Genomic DNA, 15,146 nt, shown 5'->3' on the forward strand with positions numbered 1-15,146 from the left:
CCTGGCAGTGAGCCTGCACCTGGGGGGTCAACGTCGGATCAACGGCCGATTAAAGCAGGAAGTAGCCCTCGGCGATGAGGGGCCTGACCGCGTCGGCGTCGGGGATCTCGCCGTCTCCGACCAGCTCGGCGATGACGTTGAGCAGCGGGCCGAGCGCCAGCTCGCCGTCGCACACGCCGGCCAGCGCGGCCTCGATCGTGCCGACCTCCCTGCTGCGGCGCAGCCCCTGCGTCTGCCGCAGCACGATGCGCATCGGGTCCTCCGCGCCCGGCAGGCCGATGCGCTCGTCGAGCAGGCCGTCGGACGTGCGCAGCAGCGCCGACTCCAGGCCCTGCGTGCGGTGCGCGGCGGCGATGGCGTCCAGCACGGAGTCGACGTAGTCGCCGACAGGGAGCATGACCTGGTGGTCGAGGTGCTCGACGCGGACGACCGGGTCGAGCGTGCCGGAGTTGCGCATGCTGATCCAGCCGAACCCGACGCCCTCGACCTTCCGCTCGTCGAACCAGGCCAGCCAGCGGTCGTAGTGCTCGGCGTAGCCGGGCGTGCCCTGCTCGGCCGCGTCCCTGAGCCACAGCTCGACGTACTCGGCGGGGTCCTGCACGTCGCGCTGGACCACCCAGCCGTCGCAGCCGCTCTCGCGCAGCCAGCCGCCGACGCGCTCGTGCCAGTCCTCGCCCTCGACGTGCAGCCAGTTGGCCAGGAAGTGGGCCTGGCCGTCCGGAGCGAGGTGGCGGGGCGTGCGGCGGACCAGGTCGCGGCAGAAGCCGTCGCCGCCGGCCTCGCGGTAGGTCAGCCCGTGCTCGGGCGCGATGACGAACGGCGGGTTGCTCACGATCAGGTCGAACACCTCGTCCTCGACCGGCTCGAACATCGAGCCGGTGCGGCGCTCGACCCCCTCGATCCCGGACAGCCGCCAGCTCAGCTCGGCCAGTTCCAGGGCGCGCCCGTTGAGGTCGGTGGCCGTGATGTGCTCGGCCCGCCCCGCCAGGTGCAGCACCTGGACGCCGCATCCGGTGCCGAGGTCGAGCGCGCGCCCGACCGGTCTCCTGGTGACGAGCTGGGCCAGGTTGGCCGACGCGCCGCCGGCGCCCACCACGTGGTCGGGCCGCAGCGCCGGGTCGCCGGGACGCACCTTGCGGTCGGAGACGAGGTAGCCGCCCGTCTCCCACGGCTGCAGGTGCACGGTCGCCCTGACCTGGTCGCCCTCCCTCTCGACCAGCCCCGACTCGACGACCTCCGGCGCGAGCCGCTTCGCCGGGACGGGGACGCCGAGCCACCACAACCTGATCAACGCGGCCAGCGGATCTCCGTCGGCGGTCGCCCGCAGGGCGGGCACCAGCTCTTCCCGGGCCAGGGCCGAGGCGGCCACACCGCCCAGCCGCTCGCGAACGCCGTCGATGGTGTAGCCGGTCTCCAGAAGGTGATGGCGCAGTCGTTCCACAGAGCCCATCCTTTCACCGCGGGCATCCACGCAAGATCCGATACGGTCAGTGGTCATACTGTTACGTAAGCGTCCAAGCATTCTGCAAGCGTTGTACAAGACTCGCGCGATATCTCTAGGTGTGGCATCACTCTGTCCCGAGGAGCGGACCCATGCTGATCCCCTGCTTGGCTTGCGAGTCCCGATTCGGACCCGACGAATACTTCAGCGCCTGCTCCGACTACAACCGCGGCCTCGACCTGGTCTCATGGACGTGCCCGCGCTGCGGCAACCGCGACGACCTGCGGGTGCTGCCGGGTGAGCTGGGGTTCGGCTATCCGCACGCCGGCAGGTTCGACGCCCTGCTGCGGGTGCCCGGCCTGCGCAGGCACCGTGGCGACCTGCGGCTGGACATCTCGCTCGACCGGGCGTGCTGGCAGGTGATGACCCGGCTGCGGCAGCCGGCGTAGGGGGTCAGGCGTGCGCGTGCGCGTGCGTGGGCTCCTCCCCGCGCAGCAGCCGCGCGATGTCCTCCACCAGCGCCTCTGCCAGCTCCTCATGGCTCTCCCCCGTGGCGTCGCCGAGGCGGGGGGTGAGCACCACGTTGGGCAGGGCCGTCAGGGGATGGGCGGGATCGAGCCACTCGCCCTCGAAGTGGTCGAGCCCCGCCCCGCCCACCTGGCCCCAGCGCAACGCGTCGACCAGCGCCTTCAGGTCGTGCAGGCCCCCGCGTGAGGTGTTGAGGTAGATCGATCCCGGCCGCATCGCGCGGAACTCGGCGTAGCCGAACAACCCCCTGGTCTCCTCGGTCAGCGGCACGTGCAGGGACACGACGTCCGCCTCCGCCAGGAGCGCCGGCAGGGTGTGCGTGGCCTCGGGCACGAGCGGGTCGCTGGCGATCACCCGCATGCCGAGCCCTTCGCAGCGCCAGCGCATGGCCCGGCCGACACGGCCCAGGCCCACGATGCCGAACGTGCGGCCGGCCAGGCGCCTGCCCCGGTGGCGATGCGCCGGCGGCACCCGGCTGCGGTAGACGCGGCCGCGGCGCACCTCGCGGTCGGCGGCGACGATGTTCCTGCTCACGGCGAACATCAGCGCGAGCGTCAGTTCGGCGACCGCCTCGGGGTCGCGGGCGGCGGCGTGCAGGACGGTCACGCCGCGCTCGGCGGCCAGCGCCAGGTCCACGCTCGTGGGCGGGCCCATGATGGCCACGATGTCCAGCGGCAGCCCGAGCACCGACGTGCGGACCTGGTCTCCGTCGGTGATGAGGACGGTCGCGCCGGTCTCGATGACCAGGTCGGCGAGTTGGTCATCGGTGAAGCCGAGGCTCGGCCGCGCGGAAACCTCGGCCAGGTCGGCGATTTCACTCAGACGGGCGAGCGCGCTGTCCGGCAAGGTAGGCAGTACCAATGCCCGAGGTCGTCTCACATGTGGACAATAACACCACGCTTGGTGGTCGGATCATCGCTCCCCGTTCAGGAGCGCTGGCGCAGGCTCTGCCAGGCGGCCTCGCCCAGGCCCTTGATCTCTTCGTCGGTGGGGGTGTGCGCGCCCGCGAACCACAGCCGGCACATCTCCTGCGCGGGCCCCAGCCACAACACGTAGCACATGGTGGCGTGGACCGGCTGGAGCTGGCCGTCCTTCATGTGCGGACGCCACCAGTCGGAGACCTCGCGGAAGAAGGCACGCCGCGACTCGGCCACCTCGGCGCCGCCCGGCTCGTGCTTGCGCGGCGGGCGCTCGCTGACCAGCAGCCTGGCCCGCTCGGGGTGCTCGCCGGCCCACCGCATGTGGAAGGCCACGACCGCCTCGATGCCGTCGCGGGCCTCCTTGCGGCTCGTCAGTTCGGCGAGGAACGCCTCTTGGTAGGCGTCGAGTATCTCGCCGTACAGCACGCCGAAGACGTGCTCTTTGCTGGCGAAGTGGTGGTAGAAGCTTCCGACGCTGACGCCGCTCTCCTCGCGGAGGCTGGCCAGCGTGGTGGCCGACACCCCGTCCTGGCTGAAGCGGCGGAGAGCGCCCTCGATGATGCGGGTCCGGCCGTCGCGTCCGTTCTTGACACTCTTCACGTTGTCAATGGTGTGCCACCAGAACGTTGTTCCGCAAATAGGCCGGCCCGATCGATCGTAGCGGTCACCTCGACCGATCCGGAAGCGACCTTCATCTCGGCGTCCGGCCACAACCGGCGGATGAGCCTGAGCACCCGGCGGTTCTCGCCCAGAACGTCCATGCCCACGGTCTTCGCGCCCTTGGCCGAGGCCCGCAGCAGCAACGCGTCGACCAGTCTCGGCCCCAGCCCGAAGCCCTGCCACCGGTCGGTCACGACGACGGCGATCTCCACGTCGGCGCAGCTTCCCCGGAAGCTCATGGCGTGGGCGACGATCTCGCCGCGCTCGGTGATCGACACAAGGGCGTCGCGGCGCTCGTCCAGCGCGATCAGGGCGTGTACCAGAGCGGCGCCCGGCGTGCCGACTCCGGTGAAGAAGCGGAGCGTCCGCGTGTGCGGTGAGAGCCCCGCAAGGAAGCGTCTGATCCGTTCCTCGTCGTCTGGACGAGCCGGGCGGATCTGAGTTCCATGCATAGACTCAGCGTGCCCGTCAAGGCTGAGTCTGTCAATTGAACTCAGATATAATGCAGAGATGAACGTTCCCTTCCGGGTGAACTGCTCGATCGAGCGCACCCTGGACATCGTCGGGGAGAAGTGGACCTTCCTGGTGCTGCGCGAGGCGTTCAGCGGCGTGCGGCGCTTCGCCGACATGCAGGCCAACACCGGCGCCCCCCGCCAGGTGCTCAGCGCCCGCCTGGCCCGCCTGGTCGACGAGGGCCTGCTGCGCAAGGAGCCCTACCGCGAGCCCGGGCAGCGGCAGCGCGACGAATACCGGCTCACCGACAAGGGCCGCGACCTGTATCCCCTGCTGGTCGCGCTCATGCACTGGGGCGACAAATACCTGGCCGACGACGAAGGACCGCCCGTGCTGCTGACCCACCGAGGCTGCGGCGCCCCCATCGAGCAGCACTTCCGCTGCGCGGACGGCCACGGGGTGAGCGGCCCGCGCGAGGTGACTCCCGTGCCGGGCTCCGGCGCCGAACTCAGGAGCGCCCTGGGCGGGTGAAGGGGCACCCCTGCCGGTGCCTACCCTTGAAGGCGTGTACCGGTTCCTGCTGACGCCTCGATGGCTCACGCTGCACGTGGTGGTGCTGCTGGTCATCCCCGCCTTCGTGTTGCTCGGGCAGTGGCAGTTCGGGCGGTTCGAGGAGCGCTCGGCCAACAGCGAGCGGGTCACGGCCAACATCGAGAGCGCGGCGGTGCCGCTCGATCGGCTGGCGGCCCCCGGGCGGCCGGTGCGCGCGGACGACCGGTTCAAAAGCGTCACGGTCTCCGGCACGTACGACCCGTCCCACGCCCTGCTCGTCCGCAGGCGCCCGCAGGAGGGCCACCCCGGCTACTACGTGCTGACCCCCCTCGTCACCGGCTCGGGCACGGCGGTGATCGTGAACCGGGGCTGGGTCAAGGCGGGCGCCACCGCCGACTCCCCGCCCGAGGTGCCCCCTCCGTCCACCGGGCAGGTAACTGTCACCGGGCGGCTACGGCTGAGCGAGAGCGAGGAGTCCAGCGGCATCCGCGAACGTTCCGGGCTGCCGCCGGGGCAGGTCCTGCTGATCAACTCCGACAAGATCGGTCAGGGGCTGCCGTACAAGCTCGTCGGCGGGTACGTCGAGCTGACGGAGCAGCAGCCCAAGCCCGCCGCGGCGCCCGCGCCGGTGCCCGCGCCCGACGTGGGCGCAGGAGGCGGCCTCAACCTGGCCTACGGGGTGCAGTGGTGGCTGTTCATCGGGATCGCCGTCGGCGGGTGGATCCTGCTGATCCGGCGCGAGGTGGCCGAACGGCGCTCCTCGGAGACGTCCAAGGCCCCGGAGACCGAGACCGCCACCACTTAGGGTGTTGTGGGTGATCCGCCACATCAAGTTCGCCAATCTCTGCAACTTTCGCGACATAGGTGGATATGCCACCGAGAACGGGCGCTCCATCCAGTGGCAGCGGCTCTACCGGGCCGACTCCCTGGGCTGGCTGGCCGGAGACGACCTGACGACCTTCCGGGCGCTGCGTGTGCGTACCGTCATCGACCTGCGGCACCCGTCCGAGGTCGAGAAGTCGGGGCGCGTACCGGAGTCCGAGGGCCAGCACTACCGCAACCTCCCCATCGAGGGCCGCCGCTGGAACATCTCCGTCTACCGCGAGGAGACCGGCGTCGCCCGCTACCTGGCCGACCGCTACCTCGAAGTCACCGAGGACGGCATCGGCAACCTCAGGACCGCCCTGGAGACGATCGCGCGGGCCGACAGCGCCCCCGTGGTCATCCACTGCGCCGCGGGCAAGGACCGCACCGGGATACTCGCCGCGATGGTCCTGTCGCTGGCGGGCGTGGCCGAGGACGACATCGTGGCCGACTACGCGCTCACCGGGCTGGCCACCGAGCGCTTCATGACCGACTGGCGCGAGAGGCATCCCGACGCGCCCATGTGGGCGGGCTTCGGCCTGGCGCCCGCCGAGACCATGCGCCTCTTCCTCGCCGACATGAACGCGCTGCACGGCTCGATCGAGAGATATGTCACGAACGTCCTGCGAGTCACCCCCGCCACGATCGACGAACTGCGGGAGCACTTGCTGACTGAACCGGACGCCGAGGGGTAGTTGGGTGGCTTCTCTCTCCCGGGATCGCCCGCCCACCCCCTCCCGGCGGTCCCGGGTCAAAAATCGCTCATATCCGGTCTCGGATACCCAACGGATACGTCGCAGCTTGTTCGACGTTATCCCGCCGTCGTACGGTTACGTGCGTGACTACGCCGCTGCTCCCCGACCCTGACCCGAGGCGGCGCGACTACGTGATCATCTCCGCCGACGATCACCTGATCGAGCCTCCCGACCTGTTCGAAGGCCGGTTGCCGGAGAAGTACAACGACGTCGCGCCCAAGGTCGTGGAGACGGAGGCCGGTCACCAGGTGTGGCGCTACGGCGGCGCCACATATCCATGCGCCGGCATCGACGTCGGCGCGGGGCTGCCGCGCGAGCAGTGGACGCTCGATCCCGTCAGGTTCGAGCACATGCGCCCCGGCTGCCACGACATCGAGGCCCGCATCCAGGACATGGACGTGGCCGGCATCTGGGCCGCGCTCTGCTTCCCCGGCATGCTGGCCGGGCAGTCGGGCATGCCGTTCGCCAGGACCCGCGACCAAGAACTCGGCCTGGCCCTGGTGCGGGCCTGGAACGACTGGCACATCGACGTCTGGGCCGGCACCTACCCCGAGCGGATCATCGGCCTGCAGCTCCCGTGGCTGCCCGACCCCGACGTGGCCGCCAAAGAGATCCGCGCCAACGCCGCCAGGGGCTTCAAGGCCGTCGTCTTCCCCGAGTTCCCGACCCGGCTGCGGCTGCCATCGATCCACTCCGGCCACTGGGACCCGTTCTTCGCCGCCTGCGAAGAGACCGGCACCGTCGTCTGCCTGCACAACGGCGACTCCTCCTGGTCGCCCGTGCCCTCGCCCGACACCCCCATCGAGGCCATCACCACGCTGATGCCGACCAGCGCCATGTTCGCCTGCGCCGACTGGCTCTGGTCCGGGCTGCCGCTGCGCTTCCCCTCGCTGCGCATCCTCATCGTCGAGGGCGGCGTGGGCTGGCTGCCGATGCTGGCCGAGCGCGCCGACTACGCCCTCGACCACTCGGTGGGCGGCGAGGCGTCGTGGGAGGGCGGGCTCAAGCCGAGCGAGGTGCTGCGCCGCAACTTCTTCTTCGGCACGCTCGACGACCACGCGCTGTCGGGCGTGCGGCTCGCGGTCGGCCTCGACCACGTGCTGCAGGAAAGCGGCTACCCGCACGCCGACTCGACCTGGCCCGACACCCAGAAGTCCGTGGCGCGCAACCTCGGCACGCTCCCGCCCGCCGACATCGCCAGAGTCGCCTACGGCAACGCGGCCCGCCTGTTCGGCCACCCGCTGCCCTCACGCGCCTGGCTGCGGATGGAGGAGATCTAGGTCTGGCCTTCGAGTCCTTCGAGACGGCCCTGGATGATCGACCGTTCGTGCTCGACGAAGCGTCCGCTCTCGCCGAGCAGCGCGGCCATGAGCGACAGGAACACGCCGAAGTCGTCGGCGACGCCGATCAGCGTGAGGAAGTCGGGGATCGCGTCGATGGGCGAGATGATGTAGACGACCCCCATGCCCATCAGGGCCAGCTTCCCCTTGCCCAGGCCCGGGTAGCGGCCGCGCATGACCGAGCCGACCATGCGGGGGATGGCCCGCGCCCTGGTCATCAGGCCGGGTGATCCGGGCTTGGTCACCTCGCGATATGTGCGCCACGCCGCCGCTGCCCGTGCTGCCTTAGCCATCATGATCCCCCTTTACCCTCGACTCTCACGACATAACGCGACTTGAGGGTGAGGAGTTCCTGGCGATCACGGCCTGGCGCGTTCGCGCTGCGCCGCCACCTACCCTTGGGGGGCCAGCTCCCGCACGGCCTGCTCGATGGACAGGTCCCCGCCCGGGATGGGGGCGAGCACGGGGGTGTCGAGCCCGTTGTCCACGTACTGGCGGATCCTGGCGCGGCAGGTGGCCGCGTCGCCGTGCACGATCAGCGCGTCGACCACCTCATCCGGGATGGCCTTGAGCGCCGCCTGCCGGTCGCCGGCGGCCCACGCCTCGTGCATGGGGCGCAGCGCCTCGCCGCGGCCGAGCCAGTCGTGGAAGGCGGCGTACACCGGGACCGTCAGGTAGCCGGCCAGCAGCCGCCTGCCCAGTTCGCGTGCTTTTTCGGCGTCCTCGCTCACGCAGACGAACAGGCGGGCGATCAGCTCGGTGTCAGGGCCGATCACGGCGCGCACCTGCCGGACGTCGTCGGGCGAGAGCCAGTTCGTGATCGCCCCGTCGGCCTCCGCGGCGGCCAGGCGGAGCATCCCTGGCCGCAGGGCCGCCAGCACGATCTTCGGCGGGATCTCGGGGGCCCGTTCCAGCTTGAACCCCTTGACGGCGAACGTCTCGTACATCTCCGAGACCTTCTCCCCCGCCAGCGCCTTCTTCAGGAAGCGCAGCGTGTCGCGGGTGCGGGCGTACGGTCTGTCGAAATGCCCGGCGTTCCACCGCTCGACGATCGCCGGGGACGACGCGCCGATGCCCAGCACGAACCGCTCGGGCGCCAGGTCGGCCAGCGTGGCCGCGGACATCGCCAGCAGTCCGGGGCCGCGCGTCGACACCGGCACGATGGCGCTGCCCAGCCTGATCCCCGGCGCCCATTCGGAGGCCAGGGCCAGCGGCGTGAACCCGTCGGCGCCGTTGACCTCGGCCGACCACGCGTCTGTGTAGCCGAGCTCGGGCAATCGCGCGATCAACTCCCGCGACCTCGACAGCGGGCGGTCGTAGAAGGGGATCGTCATCCCCCACTTGTAGGTCATGCGCCCCACCGTACCAACCGCTCGGTATGCTCCCCAGTCCCTAATTGAAACGGGCCCAGGGGTTCATGCGCGCAGCTCGTGGACGGCGGCGATGAAGTCCTTCGTGATCCCCCGCAGCCCCGGCAGGTGGGACAGCCCGACCAGCCGGTCGACCAGCGGCACCGTCACCTCGATCAGCCGGTACGTACGCGCGCAGCCCGGCGAGGTGTCGTGCACCCAGAACAGCACCATGCCCATCGACAGCAGCCACAGCAGCTCGGGCAGCTCCTCGCGCAGCTCGGCGTTCATGCGGTCGCGCGAACCCTCGACGACCTGGCGGTAGATGGCGATGCTCGCCTCACGCGCCGGGGACGACTGTTCACTGAACGGGCTCAGCGGGTTCGTCGGCTCGGCCGCGTGCTTGTAGAACTTCACGGCGAACTCGTGGTACGGCTCGGACACCCGGACCCACTCGCGCAGCACGCCGCTCAGCCTGGCCGCGAACGCGTCCTCCGTGGCCAGGAACTCTTTGCAGGCCTGCTCGTGCTCGGCCTGGGCGCGGTCGTAGTACGCCTGGATCAACGCCTCCTTACCCTCGAAGTAGTAGTAGGCGTTACCCACGGACACCCCGGCCTCGGCCGCGATGGCGCGCATCGTGGTCGCGTCGAAGCCGCGCTCCCTGAACAGTCGCAAGGCCGTCTCGACGATGACCTCTCGGGTGCTCTCCGATCCTCGGTTTCGGGCTTCGGACACGTTCGTCACTTTACGTCGTCGAACCTCGTTAGGTCACAGGACCGCACGGTGATCACCGCCACAAGGCAAAGTTGCGCCCGCGGCACGAGTTATCTCCTGTGAATGGTGGGATTGTCGTTTCAGGCGGAAGGGCTATTTCCGCGAAAAGGCATCGACATGTGGATACGTGGAACAGTGCGCCCTATCGTAGTCGCACTGCTCGGCATTGAGATCACCATAATCGTCTTGGCCTCGGCCGCCTCCGCCGCCGCCCACCCCGAAGGGCAGCCGGCGGAGAGCGGCCCGTACGAGGTCATGAGTCCGGAACTCTTCGAGGTGTACGAGCTCGACCCCGACCTGGCCTACGCTCCGGAGCGTCTCACAAACGACTGGTCATGGAACGCCCCCGAGTCCTGGAACGAGATCCACCGCGGCCCGTCGCAGGAAGACGCCGTGGAAGAGCGTTCACGCCCGGCCCAGGAGGACACGGCCCAGGCTGAGATCGTCGACGCCCAGGAGGGTGCGACCCGCCTGCGGCCCCAGACGCACGCACAGGCCGTCCAGAACGGTCCGGCGCACATCGGGGTGGCCAAGATGCCCCGATCGCGGCCATACGTGGCGCACAAGCGCGCGCAGGTCGATCTCTCCCGCGTTATGCCCCGGTTCGGGGCCCTGCAGATGTCCCACCGCACCGCCAGCGGCTGGCTGAAGAACGCGGGGCTGGGGACGAAGTCGACGGGGGCCTGTTCGAGCAAGCACATGCGGCACTGCACCTCGTTCGACTCCGTGCGGGCCGGGACGATCGCCCGCGTCATCGAGCTGAAGCAGGCCAGCGGCTGCCCGATCATGGTCACCGGCGGCACGGAGGAGGGCCACGCGCCGGGCCAGTACAGCCACGGCAACGGCTACAAGCTCGACATCTCCCACAACACCTGCATCGACCGACACATCACCAAAAATCATCAAAAGGCCGGAGTACGCAGCGACGGCGCGCGACTCTACCGGTCAGCCTCGGGCACGACGTTCGCCGACGAGAGCAGCCACTGGGACATCCTCTTCCGGTGACAGAGCCACGGACGCCGCACGAGAATCCCCCGCACGGCGTCCGTCACCAGGGCCGTTACAGCTCTGAAGCGACCAGCTCGGCGATCTCCGCCGCGTTGAGCGCCGCTCCCTTGCGCAGGTTGTCACCGCACACGAACAGGTCGAGCGTGTTGGGGAAGTCGATCGCCTGACGGATACGGCCCACGTAGGTCGGGTCGTTGCCCACGACCTCCAGAGGCGTCGGGAACACCCCGTTGGCCGGGTCGTCCATGAGGACCACCGTCGGCGCCGCCTCAAGGACGCGGTGGGCGTCGGCGACCGTGATCTCGCGCTCGAAGCGCGCGTGCACGGCCAGCGAATGGGTGGTGACCACCGGAACCCGTACACAGGTCGCGGAGACCTTCAGATCGGGGATGCCGAGGATCTTGCGGGACTCGTTGCGGAGCTTGAGCTCTTCGGAGGCCCAGCCGCCGTCCTTGTAGGAGCCGGCCCACGGCACCACGTTGAAGGCGATCGGCGCGGGGAACGGCGAGTCGTCGGGCAACTGCTTGTTGGCCAGCGCCTTGCGCACGTCACCGGACGCCTGGCCGACCGAGCGGTCACCGGCCAGCGCCTCGACCTCGTCGTAGAGCCGCGCGGGGCCCACCACGCCGGCGCCCGACACCGCCTGGTAGGAGGCGACGACGAGCTCCTTGAGGGTGTATTCGGCGTGCAGCGCGCCCATGGCCGCCATCATCGACAACGTCGTGCAGTTGGGGGTCGAGATGACGCCCCTCGGCCTGTTGCGCGCGTCGAGCGGGTTGACCTCGGGCACGACCAGCGGAACGTCGGCCTCCATCCGGAACGTGCCCGACTTGTCGATCACGATCGGGCCGCGCGCCGCCGCGATCGGCACCCACTCGGCCGACACCTCGTCGGGCACGTCGAAGATCACGATGTCGATGCCGTCGAACACCTCGGGCGTCAGGGCCCGCACCACGACGTCCTCGTCGCGGACCCGAAGGACCTTGCCCGCCGAGCGGGCCGAGGCGACGAGACGGATCTCGCCCCAGATGTCCTCACGCGAGGAGACGATCTCGCGCATGACCGTGCCGACGGCTCCGGTCGCCCCGACCAGGGCGAGATTGGGCCTGCTCATCGTCCGCTACCTCCGTACACCACGGCTTCGACCTGGTCGGCGTCGAGATCGAAGGCCCGGTGGGCGGCCGCCACGGCCGCGTCGACACCGTCCTGCTCGACGATCACTGAGATGCGGATCTCCGAAGTGGAGATCATCTCGATGTTGACCCCCACGTCGGCGAGGGCCGCGAAGAACGCCGCGGTGACGCCGGGGTGCGAGCGCATGCCCGCGCCGATCAGCGACACCTTCCCGATCTGGTCGTCGAAGAGCAACGACTCGAAACCGATGCGGGCCTGGATCTTCTTCAACGCCGTCAGCGCCGTCTGGGCGTCGGCCGTGGGCAGCGTGAAGGAGATGTCGGTGCGGCCGGTGGCCGCGGCCGAGACGTTCTGCACGATCATGTCAATGTTGATCTCGGCGTCGGCCAGTGTTTTGAAGATCGTCGCAGCCTCGCCGACCTTGTCGGGGACCCCGACAACAGTGATCTTGGCCTCGCTCCGGTCGTGCGCGACGCCGGAGATGATCGGCTGCTCCATCTCGGTTCCTTCGGTGTAAGGGTCGGAGACGACCCACGTGCCTTCCCTGGTGCTGAAAGAGCTGCGGACGTGAATCGGCAGGTTGAACCGCCGAGCGTACTCGACGCAGCGCAGGTGCAGGATCTTCGATCCGCAGGCGGCCATCTCCATCATCTCGTCGTAGGAGATCCTGGGGATCTGCCGCGCGGCCGACACGATGCGCGGGTCGGCGGTGAAGACGCCGTCGACGTCGGTGTAGATCTCGCAGACGTCGGCCTCAAGAGCCGCCGCCAGCGCCACCGCCGTGGTGTCGGAACCGCCGCGGCCCAGCGTCGTGATGTCCTTGGTGTCCTGCGAGACGCCCTGGAACCCGGCCACGATCGCGATGTGGCCCTGGTCGATGGCCTCCTGGATGCGGCTGGGCGTCACGTCGATGATGCGCGCCTTGCCGTGGGTGGAGTCGGTGATCACACCCGCCTGCGAACCGGTGAACGAGCGGGCCTCGTGGCCGAGGTTGGCGATCGCCATCGCCAGCAGGGCCATCGAGATGCGCTCGCCCGAGGTCAGCAGCATGTCAAGCTCGCGGCCAGGAGGCAGCGGCGACACCTGCTCGGCCAGGTCGAGCAGCTCGTCCGTCGTGTCGCCCATCGCGGAGACGATCACGACCACGTCGTTGCCGGCTTTTTTCGTCGCGACGATCCGCTGCGCGACCCGCTTGATGCAGGACGCGTCGGCGACGGACGAACCACCGTACTTTTGCACAACGAGCGCCACGAGAGTCTCCCGGTTTGGACTGTGAGCTGCCAGTCTACTGGGGGCGTCTCATGCGCCCGAGGGCTCACCCCGGCAAGAACCCGCCGCCCCGCCGTCGTGCCCGGTCGCGGGCCTGACGGCGGTTTTCTCACCCGCCCACTATGTGGACGATCATCAAACCGCGGTGGTCTCCTCCGCGACATCGAGGCGCGAGTGCGCGACCAGAGCCTGCAGCGCGCGCATGGCGGCGCCCGCGTGGTTGCCCCAGGTGTTGAAATAGGAGTACTGCCACCACCACAACGCCTCGTGCGGACGCCCCGCGTGGAAGTGACGCAGCCCGTGGATGAGGTCGGCGGCCACCGCGGTCAGGTCGTCGGACAGGCGGTACGGGGTGACGCCGGTGTCCTTGTACGGGTCGAACACCTCGGCGTAGTCGTCCACGGCCTCAAGGCGTTCGGCCAGCGCCGTGCGCACGCCGTCAATGTCGGGGTCCTCGCTCATCGGCGGCTCGTAGTTGCCGGCGAGGATCACGTCCTGGTTGGCGCCGAGCTTGGCGCCGGCCAGGCTGACCTGGGCCACCTCCACCAGCAGCAACGACCAGATGGCGTCGCCGCCCTCACCGCCCGCGACCCTGGTCAGGCCGTCCACGTAGTCCTGCGCATGCCCGGAGATCTCTTCCGCCAACGCGCTCCACTGGTCAGACATCCAGCAGCCTCCGTCCTTCGAACGCGCGGCCCAAGGTCACCTCGTCGGCGTACTCGAGGTCACCGCCCACAGGCAGACCGCTGGCCAGTCGTGTCACTTTCACACCCATCGGCTTGACCAGACGGGCAAGGTAGGTTGCCGTCGCCTCACCCTCGAGGTTGGGGTCGGTGGCGAGGATGAGCTCGGTGACGCGGCCGTCGGCCAGGCGCGTCATGAGCTCCCGGATGCGCAGGTCGTCGGGACCGATGCCGTCGATCGGGCTGATCGCGCCGCCGAGCACGTGGTAGGTGCCACGGAACTCGCGCGTCCTCTCGATCGCGACGACGTCCTTCGACTCTTCGACCACGCAGATCACGTGCGTGTCGCGACGTGGGTCGCGGCAGATGCGGCACTCCTCCTCGGAGGCCACGTTCCCGCACACCCGGCAGAAGCGGACCTTCTCCTTGACCTCCAGCAGCGCGTGGGCCAGCCGCTTGACGTCGGCTGGATCGGCCGCCAGCAGATGGAACGCGATCCGCTGCGCGCTCTTGGGACCGACGCCGGGCAGCTGGCCGAGCTCGTCGATCAGGTTCTGGACGACCCCTTCGTACATGCCTAGAACCCTGGCAACTGTCCGAGGCCGCCGCCGCCCAACCCTTGGGCCAGCGGTCCGAGTTTCTCCTGCTGCAGGTCGGCGGCCGCGCGCACGGCGTCGCGGACGGCCGCGATCACCAGGTCGGCGATCGTGTCCGCGGTGTCCTGCGCGTCGCCGGCGTCGATGACGCTCGGGTCGATCTTGAGCTCGAGCAGCTCCCCCGAGCCGTTGACGACGGCTGTGACCAGGCCACCGCCCGACGAGCCCTCGATCTGCGCGTCGTTGAGCTCCTGCTGGGCACTCACGAGCTGTTGCTGCATGAGCTGAGCCTGCTCCAGAAGCTGCTGCAGGTTGACATCCCCTGGGTTCACCGTCGTGCGCTCCTCGTGGCTCCGCGTTCTTGACTGCCACGAGCCTACGGTGTTTGGGCCGCGTCATGTACTGGCGGAGTCCCCATGTTTCGCCCTCGATCTCCTCACCCCGGCCGCGCGTCCTGGTTTCGGTCTTTCAGGCCGGGATTTCTGGCCGGATCTCGGCCCCCCTCCAGTGTCCGAGACCCGGCCACCACGCCGACGGAGCGGCCGCACCACGTCGACGCGTTGGCAAAGGAAATTAGCGGGCCGAACGTTGCACACACGTTGCGCTCATTCAAACACCCTATGCAATCACCCCGAACGGGTTGCGCAGATCGCCCTTTACGCGGATCCTCTAGGTTGACTACTTGGAGTGACCAGTCAACGACCCCCTCCTGAAGGAGAGGGCTTGAAGCCCCGCGTTGACCAGCCCTAGTCATCATCTTTGGAGGTGCAATTCCAGATGGCTATCTTTCACGCAGGACCGCAGACCCACCAGCGAATGC

18 protein-coding genes are annotated in these 15,146 nt (G+C 69.3%); 6 read left to right on the forward strand and 12 right to left on the reverse strand.

The window, feature by feature from the left end; translation table 11 throughout:
- Positions 1-49: 49 nt before the first annotated feature.
- Positions 50-1,450 (reverse strand): DUF7059 domain-containing protein, encoded by a 1,401-nt coding sequence (locus ACFOY2_RS52015; RefSeq protein WP_379535617.1) that lies wholly within the window; start codon positions 1,448-1,450, stop codon positions 50-52.
- 143 nt (positions 1,451-1,593) lie between these two features.
- Between ACFOY2_RS52015 and ACFOY2_RS52020 the strand changes: the two genes are divergently transcribed.
- Positions 1,594-1,890 (forward strand): hypothetical protein, encoded by a 297-nt coding sequence (locus tag ACFOY2_RS52020; protein WP_379535618.1) that lies wholly within the window; start codon positions 1,594-1,596, stop codon positions 1,888-1,890.
- A gap of 4 nt (positions 1,891-1,894) precedes the next feature.
- On the opposite strand, the gene ACFOY2_RS52025 is transcribed toward ACFOY2_RS52020, so the two are convergent.
- The 3 genes from ACFOY2_RS52025 to ACFOY2_RS52035 all read right to left on the reverse strand — a co-directional run bounded on the left by ACFOY2_RS52025 (position 1,895) and on the right by ACFOY2_RS52035 (position 4,001).
- Positions 1,895-2,815, reverse strand: coding sequence for an NAD(P)-dependent oxidoreductase (locus ACFOY2_RS52025; RefSeq protein ID WP_379535619.1), 921 nt, complete (start codon positions 2,813-2,815; stop codon positions 1,895-1,897).
- Positions 2,816-2,895: 80 nt separating this feature from the next.
- Positions 2,896-3,489, reverse strand: a complete 594-nt coding sequence (locus tag ACFOY2_RS52030) for a TetR/AcrR family transcriptional regulator (protein ID WP_379535620.1) — start codon at positions 3,487-3,489, stop codon at positions 2,896-2,898.
- The gene (locus ACFOY2_RS52035) at positions 3,486-4,001 is read right to left on the reverse strand and encodes a GNAT family N-acetyltransferase (protein WP_379535621.1); all 516 of its coding nucleotides are present in this window, start codon (positions 3,999-4,001) and stop codon (positions 3,486-3,488) included. Before ACFOY2_RS52035 ends, ACFOY2_RS52030 begins: the two co-directional genes overlap by 4 nt.
- A 58-nt stretch (positions 4,002-4,059) precedes the next feature.
- Here ACFOY2_RS52035 and ACFOY2_RS52040 point away from each other — a divergent pair, with 58 nt between their 5' ends.
- The 4 genes from ACFOY2_RS52040 to ACFOY2_RS52055 all read left to right on the forward strand — a co-directional run bounded on the left by ACFOY2_RS52040 (position 4,060) and on the right by ACFOY2_RS52055 (position 7,453).
- Positions 4,060-4,533, forward strand: coding sequence for a winged helix-turn-helix transcriptional regulator (locus tag ACFOY2_RS52040; protein WP_379535622.1), 474 nt, complete (start codon positions 4,060-4,062; stop codon positions 4,531-4,533).
- Positions 4,534-4,567: 34 nt separating this feature from the next.
- Positions 4,568-5,359, forward strand: coding sequence for an SURF1 family cytochrome oxidase biogenesis protein (locus tag ACFOY2_RS52045; RefSeq protein ID WP_379535623.1), 792 nt, complete (start codon positions 4,568-4,570; stop codon positions 5,357-5,359).
- Positions 5,360-5,369: 10 nt separating this feature from the next.
- Positions 5,370-6,113 carry a tyrosine-protein phosphatase gene (locus tag ACFOY2_RS52050; protein ID WP_379535624.1) on the forward strand — a complete coding sequence of 248 codons (744 nt, stop codon included), beginning with the start codon at positions 5,370-5,372 and terminating at the stop codon, positions 6,111-6,113.
- Between the two features lie 143 nt (positions 6,114-6,256).
- Positions 6,257-7,453, forward strand: a complete 1,197-nt coding sequence (locus ACFOY2_RS52055; RefSeq protein WP_379535625.1) for an amidohydrolase family protein — start codon at positions 6,257-6,259, stop codon at positions 7,451-7,453.
- On the opposite strand, the gene ACFOY2_RS52060 is transcribed toward ACFOY2_RS52055, so the two are convergent.
- The 3 genes from ACFOY2_RS52060 to ACFOY2_RS52070 form a co-directional block, all read right to left on the reverse strand.
- Positions 7,450-7,809 (reverse strand): YkvA family protein, encoded by a 360-nt coding sequence (locus ACFOY2_RS52060; protein WP_379535626.1) that lies wholly within the window; start codon positions 7,807-7,809, stop codon positions 7,450-7,452. The two genes, ACFOY2_RS52055 and ACFOY2_RS52060, sit on opposite strands and share 4 nt — an antisense overlap.
- Positions 7,810-7,905: 96 nt before the next feature.
- On the reverse strand, positions 7,906-8,865 hold the full coding sequence (locus ACFOY2_RS52065) for an LLM class F420-dependent oxidoreductase (RefSeq protein ID WP_379535627.1): 960 nt from the start codon (positions 8,863-8,865) through the stop codon (positions 7,906-7,908).
- 63 nt (positions 8,866-8,928) lie between these two features.
- Positions 8,929-9,597, reverse strand: coding sequence for a TetR/AcrR family transcriptional regulator (locus ACFOY2_RS52070; protein ID WP_379535628.1), 669 nt, complete (start codon positions 9,595-9,597; stop codon positions 8,929-8,931).
- Positions 9,598-9,822: 225 nt separating this feature from the next.
- Here ACFOY2_RS52070 and ACFOY2_RS52075 point away from each other — a divergent pair, with 225 nt between their 5' ends.
- Positions 9,823-10,641, forward strand: a complete 819-nt coding sequence (locus tag ACFOY2_RS52075; RefSeq protein WP_379535629.1) for a hypothetical protein — start codon at positions 9,823-9,825, stop codon at positions 10,639-10,641.
- A 55-nt stretch (positions 10,642-10,696) separates the two neighbouring features.
- On the opposite strand, the gene ACFOY2_RS52080 is transcribed toward ACFOY2_RS52075, so the two are convergent.
- From ACFOY2_RS52080 to ACFOY2_RS52100, 5 genes are all read right to left on the reverse strand, one after another.
- On the reverse strand, positions 10,697-11,758 hold the full coding sequence (locus tag ACFOY2_RS52080; protein ID WP_379535630.1) for an aspartate-semialdehyde dehydrogenase: 1,062 nt from the start codon (positions 11,756-11,758) through the stop codon (positions 10,697-10,699).
- Positions 11,755-13,029: an aspartate kinase gene (locus ACFOY2_RS52085; protein WP_379535631.1), complete on the reverse strand. Its 1,275-nt coding sequence runs from the start codon at positions 13,027-13,029 to the stop codon at positions 11,755-11,757. Before ACFOY2_RS52085 ends, ACFOY2_RS52080 begins: the two co-directional genes overlap by 4 nt.
- A gap of 153 nt (positions 13,030-13,182) precedes the next feature.
- Positions 13,183-13,713 (reverse strand): DUF5063 domain-containing protein, encoded by a 531-nt coding sequence (locus ACFOY2_RS52090; RefSeq protein ID WP_357820832.1) that lies wholly within the window; start codon positions 13,711-13,713, stop codon positions 13,183-13,185.
- Complete coding sequence (recR, locus tag ACFOY2_RS52095) at positions 13,706-14,305, reverse strand: recombination mediator RecR (protein WP_379535632.1); 600 nt, start codon at positions 14,303-14,305, stop codon at positions 13,706-13,708. Before recR ends, ACFOY2_RS52090 begins: the two co-directional genes overlap by 8 nt.
- A 2-nt stretch (positions 14,306-14,307) precedes the next feature.
- Complete coding sequence (locus ACFOY2_RS52100) at positions 14,308-14,658, reverse strand: YbaB/EbfC family nucleoid-associated protein (protein WP_139629532.1); 351 nt, start codon at positions 14,656-14,658, stop codon at positions 14,308-14,310.
- Positions 14,659-15,146 lie beyond the last annotated feature (488 nt).

Source organism: Nonomuraea purpurea (genome assembly GCF_042650645.1).
Lineage (GTDB): Bacteria > Actinomycetota > Actinomycetes > Streptosporangiales > Streptosporangiaceae > Nonomuraea > Nonomuraea purpurea.

What these genes read in the sequence shown, in the direction of transcription:
- ACFOY2_RS52015 (WP_379535617.1), bottom strand. Translation starts at nt 1,450, where the DNA reads ATGGGCTCTGTGGAACGACTGCGCCATCACCTTCTGGAGACCGGCTAC.
- ACFOY2_RS52020 (WP_379535618.1), top strand. Translation starts at nt 1,594, where the DNA reads ATGCTGATCCCCTGCTTGGCTTGCGAGTCCCGATTCGGACCCGACGAA.
- ACFOY2_RS52035 (WP_379535621.1), bottom strand. Translation starts at nt 4,001, where the DNA reads ATGCATGGAACTCAGATCCGCCCGGCTCGTCCAGACGACGAGGAACGG.
- ACFOY2_RS52040 (WP_379535622.1), top strand. Translation starts at nt 4,060, where the DNA reads ATGAACGTTCCCTTCCGGGTGAACTGCTCGATCGAGCGCACCCTGGAC.
- ACFOY2_RS52060 (WP_379535626.1), bottom strand. Translation starts at nt 7,809, where the DNA reads ATGATGGCTAAGGCAGCACGGGCAGCGGCGGCGTGGCGCACATATCGC.
- ACFOY2_RS52065 (WP_379535627.1), bottom strand. Translation starts at nt 8,865, where the DNA reads ATGACCTACAAGTGGGGGATGACGATCCCCTTCTACGACCGCCCGCTG.
- ACFOY2_RS52080 (WP_379535630.1), bottom strand. Translation starts at nt 11,758, where the DNA reads ATGAGCAGGCCCAATCTCGCCCTGGTCGGGGCGACCGGAGCCGTCGGC.
- ACFOY2_RS52090 (WP_357820832.1), bottom strand. Translation starts at nt 13,713, where the DNA reads ATGTCTGACCAGTGGAGCGCGTTGGCGGAAGAGATCTCCGGGCATGCG.
- recR (WP_379535632.1), bottom strand. Translation starts at nt 14,305, where the DNA reads ATGTACGAAGGGGTCGTCCAGAACCTGATCGACGAGCTCGGCCAGCTG.